Origin of the sequence: Marinospirillum insulare DSM 21763 (genome assembly GCF_000686905.1) — a bacterium.
GTDB classification, from domain to species: domain Bacteria; phylum Pseudomonadota; class Gammaproteobacteria; order Pseudomonadales; family Halomonadaceae; genus Marinospirillum; species Marinospirillum insulare.
This window is the reverse complement of the sequence record NZ_KK366037.1, coordinates 59,503-80,531: the sequence shown is the minus strand read 5'-3', so window position 1 is coordinate 80,531 and position 21,029 is coordinate 59,503. Positions and strand designations below refer to the sequence as shown.

Below are 21,029 nucleotides of genomic sequence, written 5' to 3'. Positions count from 1 at the left end.
GCAGAGGACAGTATGAATTTAAATAGCATTGAAGAAATTATTGAAGATATACGTCAGGGTAAAATGGTTATTCTGATGGATGACGAAGACCGTGAAAATGAAGGCGACTTAATTATTGCTGCAGAAAAAGTGCGCCCTGAAGACATTAACTTTATGGCGCGTCATGCTTGCGGGTTAATTTGTTTAACGCTGACTTCAGAGCGTTGCGACCAATTAGATTTACCCTTAATGGTTGATAAAAATGGGGCGCAATTTTCAACGAATTTTACTCTTTCAATTGAAGCTACCGAAGGTGTAACTACGGGTATTTCTGCAGCAGACAGAGCGCGTACTGTTCAGGCAGCCGTTGCTCGAAATGCTAAATCAACCGACATAGTTCAGCCTGGGCATATTTTCCCTTTACGTGCCTTAAGTGGTGGTGTTTTACAACGTGCAGGGCATACCGAAGCAGGTTGTGATTTAGCCTGGTTAGCCGGTTATGAGCCAGCATCTGTCATAGTCGAAATTATGAATGAAGATGGCACCATGGCTCGCCGTCCAGATTTAGAAAAATTCGCTAAAAAACATCAAATTAAAATTGGAACCATTGCCGATTTAATTCACTACCGTGTGGTTAATGAAGCCACTGTTCGCCGTGGTGATAGCCATCAGTTATCAACAGACTATGGTGAGTTTACTGCTGTTTCATTCCATGATGATGTTCAGGGTGGTACACACCTAGCGTTAGTTAAGGGGCAACCCAAAAAAGAAACACCTACTCTAGTAAGAGTACACCAGGCTGATACCTTCCGTGACTTAATGGATGCCCGTTCTGAAGATAAAACTAGCTGGAGCCTTCGTAAGGCTATGCAAAAAATAGCTGAAGCAGGTGAGGGAGTGGTCGTATTTTTAGATAACACTCAAGCCAAGCAAAACCTAGATAACCAGTTACGTCAGTTTCTTGGGTTAGAAAGAGAAGTGCGCACCAATGCAACGGATGGCTCGGGTACTTATTTAACCATAGGTACGGGTGCACAAATTTTACGTGATGTAGGCGTAGGTAAAATGCGTCTGCTATCTTCACCTTTAAAGTTTGGTGCTTTATCAGGTTTCGATTTAGAAATTGTTGAAACCTTAACCGCAGAAGACTAATTAATAGATTAAAGAGATAAGTTAACATGCAAGCAATTAAACAAACCGAAGGTTTGCTCCACGCAGCTAAAGGCCAATTTGTATTAGTGGTAGGCCGCTTTAATAGCTTTGTAGTAGAAAGCCTAGTGGCTGGCGCAGTTGATACCTTGCGCCGTCATGGTGTGAGCGCTGAGCAAATAGAAATTGTACGCGCGCCTGGTGCTTGGGAATTACCCCTAGCAGTACAGAAGGTTCTAAAAACTCGCCAGCCAGCTGCTGTTATAGTGCTAGGTGCGGTAATTCGTGGTGGCACACCTCACTTTGAATACATTTCAGGTGAGTGTAATTCAGCTCTAAGCCGTTTAATGATGGAATATGAAATACCTGTAGCTAATGGTGTATTAACAGTGAATACCATTGAGCAAGCCGTTGAGCGCTCTGGTACTAAAATGGGTAATAAGGGTGTTGAAGCAGCCGATGCAGCACTAGAAATGGTTAACCTGCTGACTACTCTGGGGAACTAAAATGAGCTCTGGTCGAACTGGCAAACCTTCTCGAAGTGTTGCCCGCAGCGCTGCTCGACAATTAACGATGCAGGCGCTTTATCAATGGCAGGTAAGCGGTAACGATATGCAGCAAGTAGAGCTACACATACGAGCTGCCTTGCCGGATGATAATTTAGAGCCTTATGAAGACATTACTGAAGTTCTAAAATTAGCAGATTTAGCTTACTTCCATGAAATAACACAGGCGGTGCCCCGCCAAGCCGAAGAGCTAGATGCAAGTTTTGCACCTTTTTTAGACAGGCGTGTTAACGAGCTAGACCCTATAGAGCTAGCTATCTTGCGCCTAGGTGCTTATGAGCTGAGTCAGCGCTTAGATGTGCCCTACCGAGTTATTATTAACGAAGCCGTAGAGCTAGCTAAGCGTTTCGGTGGAACTGCTAGCCATAAATACATCAACGGTATTTTAGACAAGCTTGCACAAAGAGCACGTATTGTTGAAATACAAGCTAGACGAGAAAAACGGACTTAAAATCATGGATGAGTTTGCAATTATTAACAGCTACTTCACTGGCTTAGGGCCAGACTTACCCGAAGTACTTGAAGCGCAGGGTGATGACTGCGCGCTTTTGCAAATAAAACCGGGCGAGTTACTTGCGCTATCGGTTGATACTTCCGTTGTTGACCGTCATTTTCCTGCTCAAGCCGACCCTTGGGCAATTGGCTGGCGCTGTTTAGCTATCGCTCTATCAGACCTAGCCGCTATGGCAGCGCGTCCTTTAGGTTTTACCCTAGCCATAACCCTGCCCGAAGCCGAAGATGCTTGGTTAGCTGAATTTAGTCGCGGTATGCGAGCGCTAGCCGATAAAGCTGCTTGTCCCTTGATAGGTGGCGATACCACACGTGGCTCTTTAAGTATGAGTGTGCAAGTACACGGAGCAGTTAAATCGCAACACCACTGGCGCCGTTCTGGTGCTAGACCTGGGCAAATAATTGTACTACTAGGCAATTTAGGCTTAGCTCACTTAGGGTTGCTTGCCATGCAGGCTGATCCTACCAAAGCACAAGATCGTCAAACGTGGAATCGAGCTGAACAAGCCTATATGTTGCCAGAGCCTTTGGTCACCGAAGCTTTACGACTAGCACAGGGTGTGAAAATTCATGCAGCTATTGATGTGTCTGATGGTTTGTTAGCCGATCTACAACACCTCTTAGCCTCCTCAGCGGTGGGTGCCAAAATAGATTTAAACCGTTTACCTGTTCAAGCGGAATTAAAAGAAAAACTAGGGGCAGAAGCTGCTTTACAAGCAACTCTGCAAGGTGGTGACGATTACGCCCTACTAATGACGCTTGAAGAAAAAGACTTTGAGCTAGCTAGAAGCTTGTGCCCCAACCTGGTTAGTATCGGCGAGTGTGTTGCTGGTGCTGGCATTCGTACTTTAGAAGGCAAGGTGCTAGATCCGCAGGGTTTTAACCATTTCTTACCTCAGGCATTCAATGAATAAAGCTCCTGCCAGTATTTGGCGTAACCCCGTTCACTTTTTAGCCTTTGGTTTAGGTAGTGGCGCCTCACCTTGGGCACCTGGTACTGCTGGTACCCTTGCAGCTGTACCCATTTATTTTTTATTAGCCCAGTTACCCTTAGCCTACTACCTAGCAATGCTGTTATTAACTTTTGTTATGGGTTGTTGGTTGTGTGGTAAAACCTCGAGTGATCTGGGTGTGCATGATCATGGCGGTATTGTTTGGGATGAGTTTGTTGGCTACTGGCTAACCATGTTAGCTTTACCGGTCAGCTGGAGTTGGGCTTTAGCAGGTTTTGTATTGTTTAGGATTTTTGACATTCTAAAACCCTGGCCTATTCGTTGGATAGATAAAAAAGTAGAGGGTGGCTTTGGCATAATGCTAGATGATGTCTTGGCAGCAGTTTATGCTGGTGGACTACTTCACTTGGCCTACTACTGGTTAAACTAAAGGAAATGTTTGCATGAAAAAACTATTAATAATTGGCCTGATTGTACTTTTGGCTGCTGCAGGTGCCAGTGTTATGACGGGTCGTGTATTTGAAGAGCAGCTAGCTAATTTTGAAGCTGAAATGAATAAAGATCCACGCCTAGATGCAGTTAGTCATAGTGTGGATACAGGTTTGTTTAGCTCTTCTGGTTCTATGACTGTTTCTATGTATTTAGAAGATAATCAGCAGCTAATTATAGAAAGCCCTTGGCAAGCCAGTTATTTACCTGGTTGGGTTAACTATCAAGGGGAAACTCTAGTCACTTTGGCAGCAGAGGGTGAGGTAATTAATCTGCTAGAAGAACTAGACCTAGGTGAATTAAAATACCAAGGCAAGGCTGGCTGGAAAAAAGCTACCTTCTCTATGGCTGTACAACCCTTCTTGTTTGAAGATAAGTATGCAAAGCTTGATTTGTCAGGTTTAGACCTAGCCGCTACCTACCACTATTCAGGTCAGCAAGAGGGTAAGCTAATTGCTAAAAACCTAATCTTAGTAGAAAAAAACCAGCAGGTGACTGAGTTAGCGTTTAAAGACTTAGCTTTAACTTGGGATCAGCAAGGTAGCTATCCTTTTGTGCAGGGTGATGCTGAGTTAAAAGCTGATGAGATCAACTTCTCTAGCCCGCAAGGCGTTGTAAATTTAGCTAAGTCTACTTGGAGTCAACAGCTAGTATTTAATGAACAGAATTTTGACTACTCTATGTCGTTAGATTTAGGTGAAATACAAAGTCAGGGTGAAAACCTAGGTACGGGTAAACTCAGCTTAAAAACGGCTAATTTTAATGGCCAAGCAATGGCAGACTTGTTAGAGCTATTAGCTACTAACCCTAACTATGATCAGGGTGAAGAAGCGACCAACCAAGCTGTTATGGCTGCTTTAGATCAGCTATTAGGTGGTTCACCAGCAATAGAGCTAGAAGAGCTTAGCTTGAATATACAAATGCCCTTTGTTTTAGAACAAGATGCTTGGGGTGAACTAAGCTTCGATGGTACTAACCTTCCGGTTAACTATGTACAGCAGCTTGAGATAGGGCGTATAGATTCTGATGATGCGCTTGGGCGTACACGCTTAGAGTTAAACTTCAGCAAAATTGAACCCGGGTTATTGATGCTGATTGGTATTCCACCTTCTATGCTAAATTCAGAAGCCGATGAGCAAAAGCTAGTATTCGAAGCTGGTGTACTTGAACTCAATGGTAACCCTCTACCCTTTTAATGAATTGTTTTTTAAGCTTTTAGGCTTGTAAGTTAAAAGCAAAAAGCCGCCCAGCTATTAAAAAAGTTGGGCGGCTTTTTTGTTAATAAGGTTTAGAAATCCTCATCGTCAATAAAGTCTAAGTCATCTTCTAGTTGTTTACGTAAACGGCGCTCTTCCAGTTTCGCTTCTATCATACGACGCTTAGCAATTGGCGAACCATCACGGTTGGTCATGCTTTCTTTCGTAATCAAATCTTCCTCGTATTCATCGTCATTACTAGCAACATCAAAGACATCGTCATCATCGTAATTGGCTTCTTCACGACTCATATATAAGGCAACTCCAGTAAGTGAATAACTACAGTTGCTATATAGGACTTTTTTGTAGCTTAGACAAGCACTTTTTTAAAAAATGAACAAAAAAAAGAACAGCAGTGGCAAGCTGCTGTTCTTTAGAGTTATTGGCTTGCTTGTTAAGAAACAGCCATCACCTGTAAGGGAAGTTCCTCAGTTTCATCTATTCCTAATAAGGACCTTAAATCGACTGGGTTAGTAATTAAGTTTTGTAAGGTGTACTCATCTATTACCGCCAAAAAAGCTTCTTGGGCTTTTTGCATAATAGGCTTTAAGTCACATGAGCCAGTGACTGGGCAGGTTAACTTTTTACAGTCAATCACATCGAGGGTTGTTTCAAAATCTCTGACTAGGTCACCCAGCTTTACAGTTGAAGGATCACGCTCTAAACGTAGCCCGCCGTATTTTCCTCTAACAGTCTGAATGTATTCTTTTTGTCCTAACCGATGAACAATTTTCATTAGATGGTTACGAGAAATATCGAAGTGGTGGGCAATATCACTAATGGTTACTAGGCGATCATCTTTTTGAATACCTAAAAACATCATGACTCTGATTGCGTAATCAGTTTGACGGGTTAGCTGCATTTTACTTCCTCCGTGGATAAACAGACCCAAAACCTAGATTCCTTTGGTGTTCAGATCAAAAATACACTTGTTGGTACGAAGAACATAATAGCAAGTTAATTACATTTTCTTGTTAGGAATTGGTGGTAAAAGGTTCTTGCTCTTTACACCATGTAACCAACTTGCGGTTATTAATTTTTAAAGTTGATCTAAATTAGAGTTTACTTTACCAGATTGGGCTAATAATGCTAAATATTTGGATTACTCAATACCTCTGCTGCACTACTGACGATGAGTGGATCTGGTTGTGCTACCACATCAGTATTTTTGTTGGTATAGGGCAGGGAGTTAAGTATGAGCTGCATAGAAGCTAAACGGGCTCTTTTTTTGTCATCAGATTTAATGACTGTCCAAGGTGTTAAGCTTTTATGCGTGTGCATCAGCATGGCTTCTTTGGCTCGGCTGTAGTCTTCCCACTTATCTAAGGAAGCTAAGTCAACGGGCGAAAGTTTCCATTGCTTAAGCGGATCATCTTGCCTAGAAGTAAAGCGATGAAACTGCTCTTTACGTGAAACAGAAAACCAGAACTTATATAAACGTATTCCGCTATCGACTAGCATTTGTTCAAAAACAGGGGTTTGATGTAAAAACTGCACGTATTCTTCTTGGCTACAAAAGCCCATAACACGTTCAACGCCAGCGCGGTTATACCAAGAACGGTCGAACAAAACCATTTCACCCGCTGAAGGTAGGTGTTGAATATAGCGTTGAAAGTACCATTGGGTACGCTCTCTTTCAGAAGGTTTTTCTAGTGCTACTACGTGTGCTCCACGTGGATTAAGGTGTTCCATCATGCGCTTAATAGCACCCCCTTTACCCGCAGCATCTCGCCCTTCAAAAATAATGATTATTCGTTCGCCTTCGTCTTTTATCCAGCGCTGAAGCTTCAAAAACTCAATTTGTAACAGGCGTTTTTGAGATTCATATTCCTTACGTGTCATTTTCTTTTTATAAGGATAATTAGGATCACTGAAGCTGTCAGTAGATTTGCTTAGGGGGTTATTGCTGGGGTTATCAATTACAGGCTCAAGATTATCAACGATATTTTCTTGCTGCATGCCGACCTCCAAATGTCATGAGTAATCATTACACCTTAATTCAATAGGGGTTTTAACTCAACCCATAGGTTTTCAAGAATTTTAGGTTGGGCTTCGGCTGTTGGATGCAGCCCATCCTCTTGCATCAAACTGGGTTGGTCGGCCACACCTTCTAATAAAAAGGGCAGTAAAGGCAGCTGGTGTTTTTTAGCTAGTTGGGGATAAGTTTGTTCAAATTTAGCTAGGTAGGCTGGGCCATAATTAGGTGGCAGCAAAATACCAATTAGCATAACCTTAGCACCACTTTCTTCACTTAATGTCAGCATCTTTTCCAGGTTGTTGGTAATCAACTGAGGTGGTAAACCGCGCAAACCATCATTGGCACCTAGTTCAAGAAGAACCAAGCTGGGTTGATGCTGTCTGAGTAGCGCTGGCAAGCGAGTTAGCCCACCGCTGGTTGTTTCTCCGCTAATCGAGGCATTGATAACCTGCCAGTCGGTTCGCTTTTTTAAACGCTCTTCTAGCAAGCTAACCCAGCCAGCAGAGGTGGGAATATTATAGGCAGCACTTAAGCTGTCACCCATGACCAAAATAACGGGTCGTTCAGCTGCCACTAGCGAACTAGAATTTATTATTAACAGAAGCAAAAAAGCAGCCAATTTGCTGATTACTTTGTTTTTCCATGGATAGAACATGACGTCAAACCCCTTAGCAACCAATGTATCTGAGTCTTCTACTGAAACAGCTAGTCTGCTTCAGGCTAAAAACCTAGGTTACAGCGTGGCACAAGATGAGTCACCACTGGTCATTATTCGTAACCTAAATTTAAACATTCATTCGGGTGAGCAGCTTGCCATTTTAGGTCCTTCAGGTGCAGGTAAATCAACGCTTTTAGCTTTGTTGGCTGGCTTAGATACACCCACAGAAGGCGAGCTTTTATGGCGGGGTAAGCCATTTAGCACCTTAGATGAAGATGCTCGTGCTGCTATTAGAGCCCAAGAAGTTGGCTTTATTTTTCAATCCTTTCAGCTTTTGCCAGAACTCAGCGCGTTAGAGAATGTGATGCTGCCTTTAGAATTAAAAGGCGACCCTAAAGCTAAGCAGCAGGCAAGCGAATGGCTAGCTAAGGTGGGGTTAAGTCAAAGAGCCAAGCATAGGCCTAGTCAGCTATCGGGTGGTGAGCAGCAAAGAGTAGCGATTGCTCGGGCATTTGTTGCCCAACCGCAAGTGCTTTTTGCTGATGAGCCAACCGGTAATTTAGACGAAGAAAATGGCCATAAGGTAGCGGATTTACTTTTCGAACTAAAAGCCAATACAGCCCAAGCCATGACACTTATTTTAGTGACTCACGATCGTCAACTGGCTCAGCGTTGCCAGCGCATTTTGCAGCTAGAAGCAGGTCAGCTAGTTGCCGAGACAAGCACATGATGGGGGATTTAAAACTAACCGCTCAGCAAACTTGGCGTAGTGTAAAAGCAGGTGAATACCGTGTACTGCTTGCCGCACTTATTTTAGCCGTTGCCTGTGCCACCTTATTAGGGGTGGTAGGTGAACGTATTCAAGGCGCTTTAACTCAAGAAACCGCCAGAATTTCAGGTGGTGATCTAGTCATTAGTGGTCGTAAGCCTGCTAGTTCTGAATTAAAACAGCGCTTTACCCAAGCAGAATTAAGCTGGTCAGAAAAAGTACAGCTCACCAGCATGGCAAGTTTTGCAGACGAATTTTTGTTAGTTAGTCTTCATGCCGTTGATGAATACTACCCTCTCCTAGGCGAAGTGCGTTTACAAGGTTTAGATAAGCAGGTTTGGAGCCAAGCTAAACCGCCTGCCCTAGATGAAATTTGGATGGAACCAGGTTTGGCCTTGCGTTTGGGTGTAACTATAGGTGATGAGTTAAATGTAGGTGGTGTAAATTTTAAGCTAACAGCCTTGCTATTAGAAACACCCGACCAAACGGGCGGCTTTTCTAGCTTCTCACCCAAAGCTTTGGTGAGCCTAGCTAGTTTAGAAGGTAGCCCACTATTAGGTCCTTTAAGTAGAGCTAGCTGGCGTTTAGGTGTAACGGGTGATGCGTCCCAGCTAAAGCAATTAGCCTTAACCCTGCCAGAAGAATTAGAAGGTCATCAGCGTTTAAGGGACTTTGAAGAAAGTCAGCCAGGTATTGCTAAAGCCATGAACGAAGGTCAGCGCTATTTAGCCATGGCAGGCTTGGTTGCAGTTTTATTGGCAGCACTGGCTGTGGCCTTAGCTACTCAGCGGCAAACTAAACGCCAAGCTAAAGAAGTTGCTCTACTCCGCTGCCTTGGGCAAACCCGAGCTAGAGTCAGAAAATTAATGCTTTTACAATTATTTTGGCTGGGTTTAGCTGCTGGGTTAATAGGCGGTGTATTAGGTTATTTAGGTCATTGGGGCTTAATAGAGTTACTTAGCCCAGTGCTGCCCTTGGCGTTACCCGCTGCAAGTTTAAAACCTATGTTGGCTGCTTTTCTCTTAGCCTTGTGGCTCTTGCTAGGTTTTTCTTTAGCACCTTTATTAAGCCTTGGGCAGGTAAGCCCTTTAGCAGTCTTGCAGGCGCGCCCATGGAAGCTAACAACTTCTGCTTGGCTGGCTTACGGTTTAGCAGCTATAGCAACGCTAGGTTTGGGTTGGTGGTTGTCTGGAGATTGGTTACTAACACTTTGGACCTTGCTCGGGCTAGGTAGCATAGGTTTGCTAGTTGCAGGCATAGGTTGGCTAATTTTGCGCTTAGTTAGAAATAAGCTGGAACGCTTTCCTTGGTATTGGCGACAAGGTTTACGTCGTTTAGGACGCAACTCAACAGAAACCCTCTTGCAGCTCAGCACTTTTACCCTGGCTTTTACAGCTGTGTTATTAGTGGCAAGAGGTGGCGATCAGCTAATGAATGATTGGCAAAACCAGCTACCAGACGAAAGGCCCAATCAGTTTGCAATTGATATTCAACCCTATGAAAAACAAGCTTTTGAAGCTGTGTTAGATGAACAAGGCTTAGACCATAGTCAGCTTTATCCACTTTTAAGAGCACGTTTAACCCAGATAAATGAACAACAAGCGACTGACTATGTGCCAGCTGAAGCAAAAAGTGATAATGCCCTAAGCCGTGAGTTGAATTTAACCTGGAGCGCAGAGCTACCCGAAGGCAATAAACTGGAATCGGGTGTTTGGTGGTCAGACCTACCGCCAGCCGAAAATGCGCTTTTACCTGTTTCAGTTGAATCCAGTGTAGCCAAGCGCCTGGGTTTAAAGCTGGGTGACCAGCTGACCTTTAATCTTGCAGGCAGCCCTTTGCAAACACGCATTGTTAGTTTGCGGGAAGTGCGCTGGGAAAGTTTTAATCCAAATTTTTATGTGATTTTTCCACCCAAGGTGCTAGAAGATAAAGCGCATACTTTTTTAGCTAGTTTTGTTCTACCTAAAGATGAAGCCAGTTTTATGCGCAACTTAACGCAGCAATTTCCAAGCGTGGCCTTTTTAGATGTACGTGCTTTGCTGGCGCAAGCAGAAGGTATTTTAAGACAGCTCAGTTTGGGTGTGCAGTATTTACTTGGGTTTGTTTTGCTAGCTGGTTTATTAGTGACTTGGGCGCTAATGATGGCAAGCCTAGATGCTAGAAAAAGAGAGCAGGTGCTACTTAAAGTGTTGGGAGCATCAAGGCGGAGTTTAGCCAAGCGCCAAGCTTTGGAGTTTATGCTCTTAGGTGGTTTGGCAGGTGTTTTAGCTGCTGTATTGGGCGAGCTACTTTATAGCTTAGTTGCCGGTAAGTTATTAAACCTTCCTTGGTCGCCAGCGCCTTTGTTTTGGTTGCTACCACCCGCTTTTGGTGCATTACTTTTAGCAGGTTTTGCTCACTTAGCTCTTAGGGAATCATTAGAAACACCGCCGCATCAACTACTTAAAGAGCTAAGTTAAAAGCTGTGGTTTAGCGTCTCAGGCACTTGCGGTTCGCCTGTCTGCGTTGCATTATGCAATTCTACTAATGCAACGCAGGTGAACCCTTGTCTCTTATCACTTCATCCAATCGTTTAGTTCTACCTAAACTTCATCCGGCACGCGACTCCCTTTATCACGAGTTGCACGCTAGGCCTTTTCCTGTGATAGGTTGCCCAGTGCGTGTTTCTCACCTTGCACTTTTGTTAGATGAAAATGATAAGCAGGCAGATTTTGATCACCTTTGTGAGCTTTGTCATCGTTATGGTGTTAATCCGCCTTCATCACGAGAAAATAGCTTTTACCAGCAGTTAGGTGATGTAAAGGTTCGTTGGGAAAGGCACTTAGAGTTTGTTACCTACACTTTTATTCGTTCAGGTAAAAGTGAAGAAGCTTTTGCTCAGCCCGCCCTAGCTTTATTGCCTGCAGACTGGCTAGAAGCAATACCTGGGCTTTTAGTGGCAGGTTTACACTTAGAAGTGCAAGCAGCGGAAGACACTCCCCTAGATAGAGAAGCCTTAGCAGATTGTTTTGAAGGTCATAGGTTGGTTAGTGGTCGTCTAATGGAAGGTGCCGCTACCCTATGGAGTGCATTTCGTTTACATGGTGATGGCTGTGGACGTATTTTGCTGCATAACCATGAGCTGAACGACAACCAAACAGGTCGTTTAATACTGCGCGTTTTAGAGCTAGAAACTTACCGTTTAATGGCCTTGTTGGGAGCTCGCCCTGCTAGAGAGTTAGCACCTGTGTTGCGTCAGCTAGATCAACAGCTAGCTGAAATTATAACCAACTTATCAGTCACTGAAGGCTTGGAAGATGAGCGTAAACTCTTGGGTGAACTCACCAGTATGGCAGCCCAAATTGAACGCCTCAGTGCCGACACTATTTCTCGTTTTTCTGCCACCCGTGCTTATTATCAGTTGGTGATGCGTCGATTAGACGAGCTAAAAGAAAGTGAAAATGTACCTAACTTTACTCTTAAAGCTTTTTTTGCAAGACGCTTAACACCTGCTGCCAATACTTGTGAATCTACTAGTCGCCGTTTAGAGGATTTAGCTGCACGTATAGAACGTGCTGGTGATCTTATTCGTACTCGAGTTGACCTTAAATTAGAAGAGCAAAATCGCCGCTTACTAGCCTCTATGAATCGACGCTCTAGAGTACAGTTACGCATGCAAGAAACCGTTGAGGGTTTGTCGATTGCAGCTATAAGCTATTATGGAGTGAGTTTGCTAGGCTATCTATTAGGTGCGTTTGAACCCTTAGGCCTACCCATTAATGTGAATCTTGCAAAAGCATTGGCTGTGCCTTTAGTGGTGGGTAGTGTTTGGTGGGTCACACGCCGTATTAAGAAGTTTATAGTTGAAGCCAGTGACCCAGAAAGAGAAGGTCACCGCTCAGGATTAGAAGAGAGATAAATATTATGGCAAAGGTTGAAGAAGCAATTCGTAGCAAATTAACACAAGCGTTAAACTTGCAGTTGATACAAATAGAAAATGAGAGTGATCAACATTCAGGCCCGCCTGGTCGAGAAAGTCATTTTAAGCTAACTTTGGTCAGCGACGACTTTAATGGACTACTACCTGTAAAACGTCATCAAAAAATTTATGGTTTGCTTGCAGAAGAAATGGCAGGACCTGTTCATGCTTTAGCACTTCACCTGCATACACTAAAAGAGTGGCAGGCTAAGGGTGAACAACGCCCCGACTCACCTAATTGCCTTGGTGTTGGTAGCTAAAGCTAAGAATTTAATAGTGAGGCGGTCTTTCATCTTCAGCCGAGGGTTGATCGCCTTGCTGCTCGTTGGTTGCCTCTAGCTCTTTAAAGCGCTGTGCCATAAGCTGCAATTGTTTTTGCATGAGTAGTAGGTCGTTTTGCTGTAAAATAACCTGCTGATTTAGCTGTTCTATCAAGTCATCTTGAAACGCAAGTTGCGATTCAAGACCTATGAGACGTTTTTCGTATTGCTTCATATCACTTTACCTCTTACCTTGTATAAGCATTTGTCGTCAGACGTGGTTATAATGTGTTCCGGTTAATTGATACCGTTTACTTTTTTTCCTAGTACTTTTGATTTAGAGAAACTATATGTTGAATAATACACTGATAAGAAATGTTCTGGTGAGCCTTCTAGTTGCTTTGCTTGCCCCCATTTTACTGCCTTCGTTACTTGGTTTACCCAGTAATGCTTTTGATACCCCAGCAACAATAAAAATCTACCTGCTAGTTTTTGTGCTTATCTTTTTGGCAGCGACGCTTAATGAGTTTTTACGAGCTAAAGCAAGCCAAGTTAACTATGCGTCAGCCTACGCAGATAATGAAGAGCAAGATAACGATGAAAGTCGTGAAGAAGGCATAGTGAAATGGTTCAATATAAACAAGGGTTACGGCTTTATTATTCGTGACAATGGTGGCGAGGTTTTTGTTCATTTCCGTTCTATACGCGGTACCGGCCATCGTACTCTGCGCGAAGGACAAAAAGTTAAGTTTGCTTCAGTAGAGGGTGAAAAAGGCTTGCAGGCAGAGGATGTGTCTATCCTCAGTCGCTAGGCTTTCAAGCATAAGGATGCTAAAAGTTGAAAAAAATAACACTACTGACTTTAGCTGCCAGCTTTTTGCTGGCAGCAACTGCCAAAGCAGAAGATGATTCTGCGTTGTTTTTAACGCCTTCTTTAGGCTATACACACCTTACTCAGAAATCTAATGATGCTGATTATGAATTAAGCGGCAATATTTATATGCTTAATGCAGATATAGAAGTCATTAGTAATGGTATGGCCTATCATCGCTTAAGCTTAGGGCATAACTTTACGAGTAATGCCACGCAAGAGTATGCAAGCGCTGAACAAGATATAGATGTCGACCATTCTCATGCCTCCTACCGTGTAGGTGTAATGAATCTCACTAGTTTTACTGGTGACTTTTCTTTGTGGACAGGCTTAGGATGGCAAGGCACAAAAATGACGAGAGATGTACCAGGGATCTCAGAATCAGAAATTACGCGTATGCACTATATGTATGTGCCTTTTGGTATTGAGCTAGCTTTACACCATGCAGCCAACAGCTATTGGGTTATAGGTAGTGAGTACCGCTTGGTGATGCGTGGTTGGGAAAAGTATCAAGGTTTAGAGAATAGCCACCCACAGCAAACCGATATGCTTGCTTACTCTGCCTGGCTAGGAATGGACTATATAACGTCTAATAAACGCGCTTTAACAACACGGTTAAGCTTTGATCAGTGGAAGGTTGAATCCGATATGGAGGATGACATTGCGGATGGCAGCTTAAAGCTTATCAATTTTGAACTAGGCGTAAGGTTTTAATTAATTTTTTGTTGGAGAAGTGAGTGCGCCTAGTCGTATTTTTTAGCCTGCTTTGCATGTTTGCACCTAACCTTATTGCCGAAACAAAAATACTGAGTCGTTTTGGTGTGGCTTTTTATTTGCCAGATAATTGGCGCTTGCTAACCCTCGATGAGCTTAATGCTGTGGATGATGCAGATAACTCAAGCAAGGATTTAGCAGAAGTAAACCTTAAGGGGCGCGAGCAGTTATCCAAAACCATGCGTACTGGTGGTCTAGAGCTTATTTTTAATACTAAAAAGGTTAAGAATACCAAAGGTTTCTACGACAATATCACCTTAATTGAAACTCAAGACCTAGTGCCAGAGGCGGCAGCGCAAATAAAGTCGACCTGTTCTGCCTTACCCACTTTATTAAGCCAAACCCTAGGGCGTGAAGTTATATTAGATGTGTGCGAAGGTAGAAATGTGCAAAATTATCCTGCGTTTGTGCTTTCTTATGCGGGCGACCTAGCCAATACAAGGGTTGTGCAGTATATGCTGCAGTTAGAACAAAATCGAAGTTTGGTATTTACCCTAACCTACCATAATGAAAACCTGGCTACGGTCGAGGACTTTGAGTCAGCTTTACAAGGTTTAGTGTTTAACTAAAAGTAAATGCCCTTAGGGTCCTGTAATTTTATTTTGCTTTCTTTTACCTGCTGATCTAGGTGGTTAAAAAAAGGCATTAAAACTTGGGATAGTTCCTCGGCTGCAGATAATTCTGTTTTCAGATAATAAGCTTCATCTTCAACCTGGCTGATTCTACGTTGCGATAAGTTCTCTCTTAAAGCTTTAGCAATGGGCTTGCCACGAAACCTACGCAGTAAACAAGCCATGGCCTCTAAAGAGGCTTCATTTAAGAGTAACTGCCTTTCTCTTACACCCAATAACATCAAACTCTCTAACAAGTTTTGGTAAAACTTATTAACCAATGTTTGAGATGATTGGTCAGAACCATTTAGCTGTTCGTCTAACGCAGCAGCTAAATGCAAGCCTTCAAATAAACTCATTTGTAGGCTTAAGCTAGTATCTAACACTTCTAGCTGGTGATTATTTATTTGAACATCTAGGCTCACTGGCTAGCTCCAAAAAATTGATTGTGTGTACTTGTTTGCATTGTTTATCCTTCTAAGAGTTTTTTCTATTTTCAAGCAGCTTTTTTAACGCTTTAAACTCTTGGTTAAGGCTGGTCATTATTTTGCGTAGTTCAGAGTCACTTAGTTGGTTAGGGCATTGGCTTTCTAGTTTAATAAAAAGCTTTTCTGGCAAGATTGTTTTTAGCTGATCTAAAAACTTAGTAATTTCAAGCATTTTGCAAGCAGAGATAAGCCAGCCAAGCTCTTTGCTATTTAGCTTTTTTAAGATAAGCCTTAAATTTGAAGCGGGTAAACTAGCCAGCAAATTTAAAAAGCTAGCAGCTTTAGTGTTGAAGCTATCACTTAATTTACTGGTTTTGCTGAGTTCTTCGCTTGTGGGTTGTGAATCAAACTTATCCACTAGGGGTTTAAGTGCCTCTAAAGCGGTGATTACTTCTGCTAGGGGTGTGGCTGGCTCCAAGTGCAGCTGGTCTGTAAATTCTTCAAGGCTAATGAATGCGAGTAAGCCAGTTTTACCAATAGTTTTTAATAGGCGTTTAGCTAGTTCAGGTTGTTCTTTGTTGGTAAAGCGCACTAAAGCTAACCAGCTAGGTTGGTGGCTAGCTGTAATAACTTGGGTTAACTCTTCGTCATTTAAGCTTTGTAGGCTGGTGGCAAGGTATTTAAGCTCGGTCAGCTTTGCTGCTAAAGTTTGCCAATAATTAGGTTCTTTTTGTAAGGCATTTAATAGAGTCTCAGTAAGCTGATCTCTTAATGCCTTGGCTTGTGTGTGGTCAAGCTTAGCACGGCAAGCGCCAAGGTTTAGCTCAAGTTCTTCTTCTGAAGCAATAACACTAATATCCATAGGTAACTCTATAGGTAACTTTAAGTTGTTAGCAAGGTAACTACCTCTAGTTTAAAGGCTTGCTGTTAGGATGCTAGCCGCTAGCAGGGTATTTGGGTAAAATAGCACGTTTATTTATATAAATTCATCTTACCCTGTTGGAGCGAGCCTTCCTTATGTTGGAAATAAATCCGCTAGTCTCCCTAATCAAAAACCTGCAAGAACGCGCTGCTGTTCTTAGGGGGTACCTTTGACTATGCCGAGAAAAAAGATCGATTAGAAGAAGTTACCCGTGAATTAGAGCAGCCAGATGTTTGGAATGAGCCGGAGCGGGCTCAAGCCTTAGGTAAAGAAAGGTCAGACCTAGAAAATCTCGTTGAAATTTTCGATAACTTGGCTTCTGGTTTAGTTGATGCAAAAGATTTAATAGAGCTGGCTGGTTTAGAAGACGATGAAGAAACCTACCAGGCCGTTGAAGCAGATTTAGTTGAACTACAAAAACAGCTAGAAAGTTTAGAGTTTCGTCGCATGTTTTCGGGCGAAATGGATGCTAATTCAGCCTACTTAGAAATTCAGGCTGGCTCTGGGGGTACCGAAGCCCAAGACTGGGCAGAAATGCTCTTGCGTATGTACCTACGCTGGGCCGATGCCCATGAATATAAAGCGCAAATTGTCGAAATCTCTGCTGGTGATGTAGCAGGCATTAAGTCTGCCACTATTAGCGTAGAAGGCGGTTATGCTTATGGTTGGTTAAGAACCGAAACCGGTGTGCATCGTTTAGTGCGTAAAAGTCCTTTTGATTCCGGTGGTCGCAGGCACACTTCCTTTACTTCAGTGTTTGTTTCGCCTGAAGTAGACGACAGCTTTGAAATAGACATTAACCCAGCCGATTTACGCATTGATGTTTACCGAGCATCGGGTGCTGGTGGGCAACACGTTAACCGAACCGAATCTGCGGTGCGTATTACCCACTTGCCAACCAATACTGTAGTGGCTTGTCAGGCAGGGCGTTCCCAGCACCAAAACAAAGACTTTGCTATGAAACAGCTAAAGTCACGTTTGTTTGAATTAGAAATGCATAAGCGCAATGCAGAAAAGCAAAAACTAGAAGACTCAAAATCAGACATAGGCTGGGGCAGCCAAATCCGCTCCTATGTTTTAGATGATTCACGTATTAAGGACTTGCGTACCAATATAGAAACACGCAATACCCAGGCCGTGTTAGATGGTGACCTGGATAAATTCATTGAAGCCAGTTTAAAGCAAGGTCTATAAAACTATGACAACCTCTGACACCCCCCAAATACCAGATTTAGAAGAAGACAATAAGTTAATAGCTGAGCGTCGTTCTAAGCTAGCTGCTCGTCGTGAGCAAGGTAATGCTTTTCCTAACACCTTTCGCCGTGATGCCTATGCAGGTGATTTACAAAGCGAATTAGGCGAGAAAACCAAAGAGGAACTGGCCGAGCTTAATAAGCGCGTTAAAGTTGCTGGCCGTATTATGCGTATGCGTGGTCCTTTTATTGTTATTCAAGACGTTAGCGGACAAATACAGCTTTACGTTAATAAAAAAGGCCTAGACGAAGAACAACAGCAAGACATTAAAACTTGGGATATTGGCGACTTGGTGTGTGCCGAAGGTGTGATGCACCTGTCTGGTAAGGGTGACCTGTATGTGTTTATTGAACAAAGCCAATTGCTAACCAAAAGCCTACGTCCACTGCCTGATAAGTTTCATGGTTTGTCAGATACCGAAATTCGCTACCGTCAGCGTTATGTCGATTTAATTGTTAACCCTGAATCACGGGATACTTTTAAAACACGCTCTAAAATTATTAGCGGTATTCGCCGTTTTATGGAAGATCACGCCTTTATGGAAGTTGAAACGCCCATGCTGCAAGCCATACCAGGCGGTGCAACGGCGCGTCCTTTTGTAACCCATCACAATGCGCTAGACCAAGATATGTACCTACGCATTGCGCCTGAACTCTACTTAAAACGCTTGGTAGTAGGTGGTTTTGAGCGAGTGTATGAAATTAACCGCAATTTCCGTAACGAAGGGCTTTCTACGCGTCATAACCCAGAATTTACCATGATTGAATTTTACTGGGCTTATGCAGACTACCAAGAGCTAATGACCTTCACCGAGCAGCTATTAAAAAGCCTAGCTGAACAAGTGCTAGGTACTACGCAAGTCCCTTATCAGGGTGAGGTGTATGATTTTGGTAAGCCTTTTGAACGCTTAACCATGAAAGAAGCCATTATTAAGCACGGTAAGGGTATTAGTGAAGCCGATTTAGCTAGCCGTGAAGCTGCTGCTGCGGTCGCCAAAACCTTAAAAATTGAAGTGCAAGCTATATGGGGTTTAGGCAGAATTATTACCGAGATTTTTGAAGAAGTTGCAGAAACCCAGTTACGTCAGCCAACTTTTATAACTGCCTACCCAGCTGAAGTGTCGCCGCTGGCGCGTCGTAATGATGAAGACCCTGAAGTGACTGATCGTTTTGAGTTCTTTATTGGTGGTCGTGAAATTGCTAACGGTTTTTCTGAGTTAAATGATGCTGAAGACCAGCGCGATCGTTTCTTAGAACAGGTAGCAGAAAAAGAAGCGGGTGATGATGAAGCCATGTTCTACGATGCCGATTATATTCGTGCGCTAGAATATGGTATGCCGCCGACAGCGGGTGAAGGTATAGGTATTGACAGGCTAGTGATGATTTTCACCGATAGCCCGTCAATTCGTGATGTATTGCTCTTCCCTGCGATGCGTCCAGAAGTTGACTAGTTGACCTAATCACCAAAGGAAGCAGGCTAGTTAAAATTTAGCTCTAAGCCTGCTTCTGCTAAGTAATTTGCCTCTGCTTGTAAATCATTCCTTAACAAAGGCTGTTCTTCTAGCCAACCCTCAGCAAAAGTAATTTGCATAGCTTCTTTAGAGTGGCTGTTATCAATGCTAATTCGGAAATCTAAAAATGGTGTTTCTGGGCGGCTAGGATGAAGCAAGACTGCTAAACGCAATAAACGGGCTAAACGCTGTAGCTTGAGCTGATCTTCTGGTGAGAAATGATTAAATTCTGCTAGAGAAAATTTACGGCGATGGCAGCGAATTAAAACAGCCAGCATTTGTTGCTGTGGGCGCGTAAAGCCTGCTAAGTCTGCGTAACCCACCAAATAAGCTCCATGTTTATGATACTGAGTATGCGCAACACTTAAGCCAATTTCATGTAAATTAGCTGCCCATTCAAGCTTGTTACGCCATTTTGGGTTGGCCAAGCCCCAAGTGTAAGCAACTTGATCAAAAGCGTGCAGAGCAGCTGTAGTTACTAGGTGACTTTGTGAGCTATCAATTTGAAAGCGCTCAGACACAGACCTAACCGTACGTACACGCACATCTTCTTCTGTTCCGCTGCCAAGTAGCTCATACAAAACACCTTCCCGCAAGGCACCGTCTGAATAGTCCATGCTGGTAATATCTAAGGCCTCGAATAAAGCCAGGCAAATAGCTAAGCCAGCTGGTACCAAGCTAACTCGTTCAGGGCGAATGCCATAAACCAGCCATTGTTCTGTATTAGCAGTGTCTAAGAGTTCTCTGTGCAGCTGTTTTAAGCCAGCTAAGGTAATGGGCGCAAACTGACCCTTGCCAAGAATAAGCGATAGCGTTTTCATGCTGCCAGAACTGCCATGAGCAAGCTGCCAACCTTTATTACGAAAGCGTCTTTGGATGTGCAATAGCTCACCACCTGCTGCTAGGTAAGCTTTATGAAAGTCATCTGCAGAAATTTCTGGGCTAGTAAAATAGCGGTTAGCATAGCTAACGCAGCCCATGTGTAGGCTTTCTAGTAGAAGCGGGTCTTTGCCTTCACCAATAATAAATTCAGTACTACCACCACCTATATCGATAACTAGGCGTCTTTCTGGAATTTTAGGGTTGGAATTAACAACCCCCACATAAATTAAACGAGCTTCTTCTCGACCAGCAATAATTTGAATTGGAAAACCCAGGATTTCTTCTGCTCTAACAATAAATTCTTGAGCATTCTGTGCTGCTCTTAGGGTGTTGGTAGCTACTAGAGTGACTTGGCTTTCACTCAATCCTTGTAGAAAAGGTGCCATCAGCTTTAAACATTCTAAACCGCGTTGCTGAGCTGCTTCGCTAAGTCGGTTATTAGCATCTAAGCCAGCGGCTAGCTGAACTTTTTCTCCCATACGCTTAATAACACTCAGCTCACCTTTTACTTTGCGTGCCAGTAAAAGGTGAAAGCTATTTGAGCCTAAGTCTAATGAGGCGACTAGGTCTCCTTCAGCTAGGGTATCCAAGTTATTAGTGGGCTTGTTGGTCATAAACAATATCCATAAAGCAGGGAGCAAGAAGGTTAATTGTGGGCAAAGATAACATCAAAAGACTTAAGTTTATATTCTTACGACTTTAGGTGAGCTAAAGAGGGTGGTATGATGCATTAAATTATTTGATGAATAAGTTCCCAATGGAGAACCGATTATGAGTGCTAACATCCTCAATACTAGTGATGCAAACTTTGAAGACGATGTAGTAAAAGCTGAGCTGCCAGTGCTGGTTGATTACTGGGCAGAGTGGTGCGGTCCATGCAAAATGATTGCTCCAGTCTTAGAAGAAATTGCTAGTGAGTATGAAGGTCGCTTAGCTGTATGTAAGCTAAATATAGATGAAAACACGACTACCCCAGCCAACTATGGTATCCGCGGTATTCCTACCCTAATGATTTTTAAAGGTGGTGAAATAGTCGCAACTAAGGTTGGAGCACTATCAAAATCTCAGTTATCTGCCTTTGTAGACGCTAATCTATAATTGCACTAACAACTTCTGCACGCAAAAACTCTAATTAAAGTGTTGCGTGCAGTAGCAGCTTAAGGCAAGATAGACCTCGCTTGGTGCAGCAGCGCAGTTCCAGCACCTAATATTTTCTTTCCGCGGCAAACTCCTACCTAAGTGTAGAAGACGT

24 protein-coding genes are annotated in these 21,029 nt (G+C 43.1%); 16 read left to right on the top strand and 8 right to left on the bottom strand.

Translation table 11 applies throughout. From position 1 onward, the window contains the following. Positions 1–12: 12 nt before the first annotated feature. From ribBA to BP27_RS0114050, 6 genes are read left to right on the top strand one after another with little or no spacing between them, the layout of a single operon-like run. Complete coding sequence (gene ribBA, locus BP27_RS0114075; protein ID WP_027852073.1) at positions 13–1,131, top strand: bifunctional 3,4-dihydroxy-2-butanone-4-phosphate synthase/GTP cyclohydrolase II; 1,119 nt, start codon at positions 13–15, stop codon at positions 1,129–1,131. Between the two features lie 26 nt (positions 1,132–1,157). Then, positions 1,158–1,634 carry a 6,7-dimethyl-8-ribityllumazine synthase gene (ribH, locus tag BP27_RS0114070; RefSeq protein ID WP_027852072.1) on the top strand — a complete coding sequence of 159 codons (477 nt, stop codon included), beginning with the start codon at positions 1,158–1,160 and terminating at the stop codon, positions 1,632–1,634. Between the two features lies 1 nt (position 1,635). Then, positions 1,636–2,145, top strand: a complete 510-nt coding sequence (nusB, locus tag BP27_RS0114065; RefSeq protein ID WP_027852071.1) for a transcription antitermination factor NusB — start codon at positions 1,636–1,638, stop codon at positions 2,143–2,145. Positions 2,146–2,149: 4 nt separating this feature from the next. Beyond that, on the top strand, positions 2,150–3,118 hold the full coding sequence (gene thiL, locus BP27_RS16510; RefSeq protein WP_036240534.1) for a thiamine-phosphate kinase: 969 nt from the start codon (positions 2,150–2,152) through the stop codon (positions 3,116–3,118). Beyond that, positions 3,111–3,587 (top strand): phosphatidylglycerophosphatase A family protein, encoded by a 477-nt coding sequence (locus BP27_RS0114055; protein ID WP_027852070.1) that lies wholly within the window; start codon positions 3,111–3,113, stop codon positions 3,585–3,587. The genes thiL and BP27_RS0114055 overlap by 8 nt, the downstream gene beginning before the upstream one ends. A 13-nt stretch (positions 3,588–3,600) precedes the next feature. After that, a complete protein-coding gene (locus tag BP27_RS0114050) occupies positions 3,601–4,842 on the top strand; it encodes a DUF945 family protein (protein WP_027852069.1) in 1,242 nt (413 codons plus the stop codon). A 92-nt stretch (positions 4,843–4,934) separates the two neighbouring features. Here the strand turns inward: BP27_RS0114050 and BP27_RS0114045 are convergent, their stop codons facing one another. The 4 genes from BP27_RS0114045 to BP27_RS0114030 form a co-directional block, all read right to left on the bottom strand. Beyond that, positions 4,935–5,153, bottom strand: coding sequence for a PA3496 family putative envelope integrity protein (locus BP27_RS0114045; protein ID WP_027852068.1), 219 nt, complete (start codon positions 5,151–5,153; stop codon positions 4,935–4,937). 143 nt (positions 5,154–5,296) lie between these two features. Then, on the bottom strand, positions 5,297–5,764 hold the full coding sequence (locus BP27_RS0114040) for an RrF2 family transcriptional regulator (protein ID WP_027852067.1): 468 nt from the start codon (positions 5,762–5,764) through the stop codon (positions 5,297–5,299). 227 nt (positions 5,765–5,991) lie between these two features. After that, positions 5,992–6,861 carry a polyphosphate kinase 2 gene (ppk2, locus tag BP27_RS0114035; RefSeq protein WP_036240532.1) on the bottom strand — a complete coding sequence of 290 codons (870 nt, stop codon included), beginning with the start codon at positions 6,859–6,861 and terminating at the stop codon, positions 5,992–5,994. A 35-nt stretch (positions 6,862–6,896) separates the two neighbouring features. Then, positions 6,897–7,535, bottom strand: coding sequence for an arylesterase (locus tag BP27_RS0114030; RefSeq protein ID WP_036240529.1), 639 nt, complete (start codon positions 7,533–7,535; stop codon positions 6,897–6,899). Here BP27_RS0114030 and BP27_RS0114025 point away from each other — a divergent pair. The 4 genes from BP27_RS0114025 (at position 7,534) to BP27_RS0114010 (ending at position 12,525) form a co-directional block, all read left to right on the top strand. Beyond that, a complete protein-coding gene (locus BP27_RS0114025) occupies positions 7,534–8,268 on the top strand; it encodes an ABC transporter ATP-binding protein (protein ID WP_051610604.1) in 735 nt (244 codons plus the stop codon). The two genes, BP27_RS0114030 and BP27_RS0114025, sit on opposite strands and share 2 nt — an antisense overlap. Beyond that, positions 8,265–10,766, top strand: a complete 2,502-nt coding sequence (locus BP27_RS0114020) for an ABC transporter permease (protein ID WP_027852063.1) — start codon at positions 8,265–8,267, stop codon at positions 10,764–10,766. Before BP27_RS0114025 ends, BP27_RS0114020 begins: the two co-directional genes overlap by 4 nt. Positions 10,767–10,852: 86 nt before the next feature. Beyond that, on the top strand, positions 10,853–12,205 hold the full coding sequence (locus BP27_RS0114015) for a DUF3422 family protein (RefSeq protein ID WP_084324625.1): 1,353 nt from the start codon (positions 10,853–10,855) through the stop codon (positions 12,203–12,205). Between the two features lie 5 nt (positions 12,206–12,210). Beyond that, the gene (locus BP27_RS0114010; protein WP_036240527.1) at positions 12,211–12,525 is read left to right on the top strand and encodes a BolA family protein; all 315 of its coding nucleotides are present in this window, start codon (positions 12,211–12,213) and stop codon (positions 12,523–12,525) included. Between the two features lie 10 nt (positions 12,526–12,535). Here BP27_RS0114010 and BP27_RS0114005 read toward each other — a convergent pair whose 3' ends face one another. Further along, positions 12,536–12,760 carry a SlyX family protein gene (locus BP27_RS0114005; RefSeq protein ID WP_027852060.1) on the bottom strand — a complete coding sequence of 75 codons (225 nt, stop codon included), beginning with the start codon at positions 12,758–12,760 and terminating at the stop codon, positions 12,536–12,538. Between the two features lie 115 nt (positions 12,761–12,875). Here BP27_RS0114005 and BP27_RS17540 point away from each other — a divergent pair, with 115 nt between their 5' ends. The 3 genes from BP27_RS17540 to BP27_RS0113990 are packed head-to-tail and all read left to right on the top strand — an operon-like array spanning position 12,876 to position 14,739. Further along, on the top strand, positions 12,876–13,337 hold the full coding sequence (locus BP27_RS17540; protein ID WP_027852059.1) for a cold-shock protein: 462 nt from the start codon (positions 12,876–12,878) through the stop codon (positions 13,335–13,337). A 26-nt stretch (positions 13,338–13,363) separates the two neighbouring features. Further along, on the top strand, positions 13,364–14,110 hold the full coding sequence (locus tag BP27_RS0113995; RefSeq protein WP_027852058.1) for a hypothetical protein: 747 nt from the start codon (positions 13,364–13,366) through the stop codon (positions 14,108–14,110). A gap of 23 nt (positions 14,111–14,133) precedes the next feature. Beyond that, complete coding sequence (locus BP27_RS0113990) at positions 14,134–14,739, top strand: hypothetical protein (protein ID WP_027852057.1); 606 nt, start codon at positions 14,134–14,136, stop codon at positions 14,737–14,739. Here the strand turns inward: BP27_RS0113990 and BP27_RS0113985 are convergent. Beyond that, a complete protein-coding gene (locus tag BP27_RS0113985) occupies positions 14,736–15,206 on the bottom strand; it encodes a hypothetical protein (protein WP_027852056.1) in 471 nt (156 codons plus the stop codon). The two genes, BP27_RS0113990 and BP27_RS0113985, sit on opposite strands and share 4 nt — an antisense overlap. 52 nt (positions 15,207–15,258) lie before the next feature. Further along, positions 15,259–16,071, bottom strand: coding sequence for a hypothetical protein (locus tag BP27_RS0113980; RefSeq protein ID WP_027852055.1), 813 nt, complete (start codon positions 16,069–16,071; stop codon positions 15,259–15,261). Between the two features lie 155 nt (positions 16,072–16,226). Here BP27_RS0113980 and prfB point away from each other — a divergent pair. Both prfB and lysS read left to right on the top strand, forming a co-directional pair. Then, positions 16,227–17,325 (top strand): peptide chain release factor 2 gene (gene prfB / locus BP27_RS0113975; protein ID WP_150112082.1). Its coding sequence is split into 2 segments (ribosomal slippage): positions 16,227–16,301 and positions 16,303–17,325, totalling 1,098 coding nucleotides; the frame shifts between segments, so codons are not numbered across the junction. 4 nt (positions 17,326–17,329) lie between these two features. Continuing rightward, a complete protein-coding gene (gene lysS / locus BP27_RS0113970) occupies positions 17,330–18,835 on the top strand; it encodes a lysine--tRNA ligase (protein WP_036240524.1) in 1,506 nt (501 codons plus the stop codon). A 26-nt stretch (positions 18,836–18,861) separates the two neighbouring features. Here lysS and BP27_RS0113965 read toward each other — a convergent pair whose 3' ends face one another. Beyond that, complete coding sequence (locus BP27_RS0113965; RefSeq protein ID WP_051610600.1) at positions 18,862–20,391, bottom strand: Ppx/GppA phosphatase family protein; 1,530 nt, start codon at positions 20,389–20,391, stop codon at positions 18,862–18,864. A 157-nt stretch (positions 20,392–20,548) separates the two neighbouring features. On the opposite strand from BP27_RS0113965, the gene trxA reads away from it, so the two are divergent. Then, complete coding sequence (trxA, locus tag BP27_RS0113960) at positions 20,549–20,875, top strand: thioredoxin TrxA (RefSeq protein WP_027852051.1); 327 nt, start codon at positions 20,549–20,551, stop codon at positions 20,873–20,875. Positions 20,876–21,029: the final 154 nt, after the last annotated feature.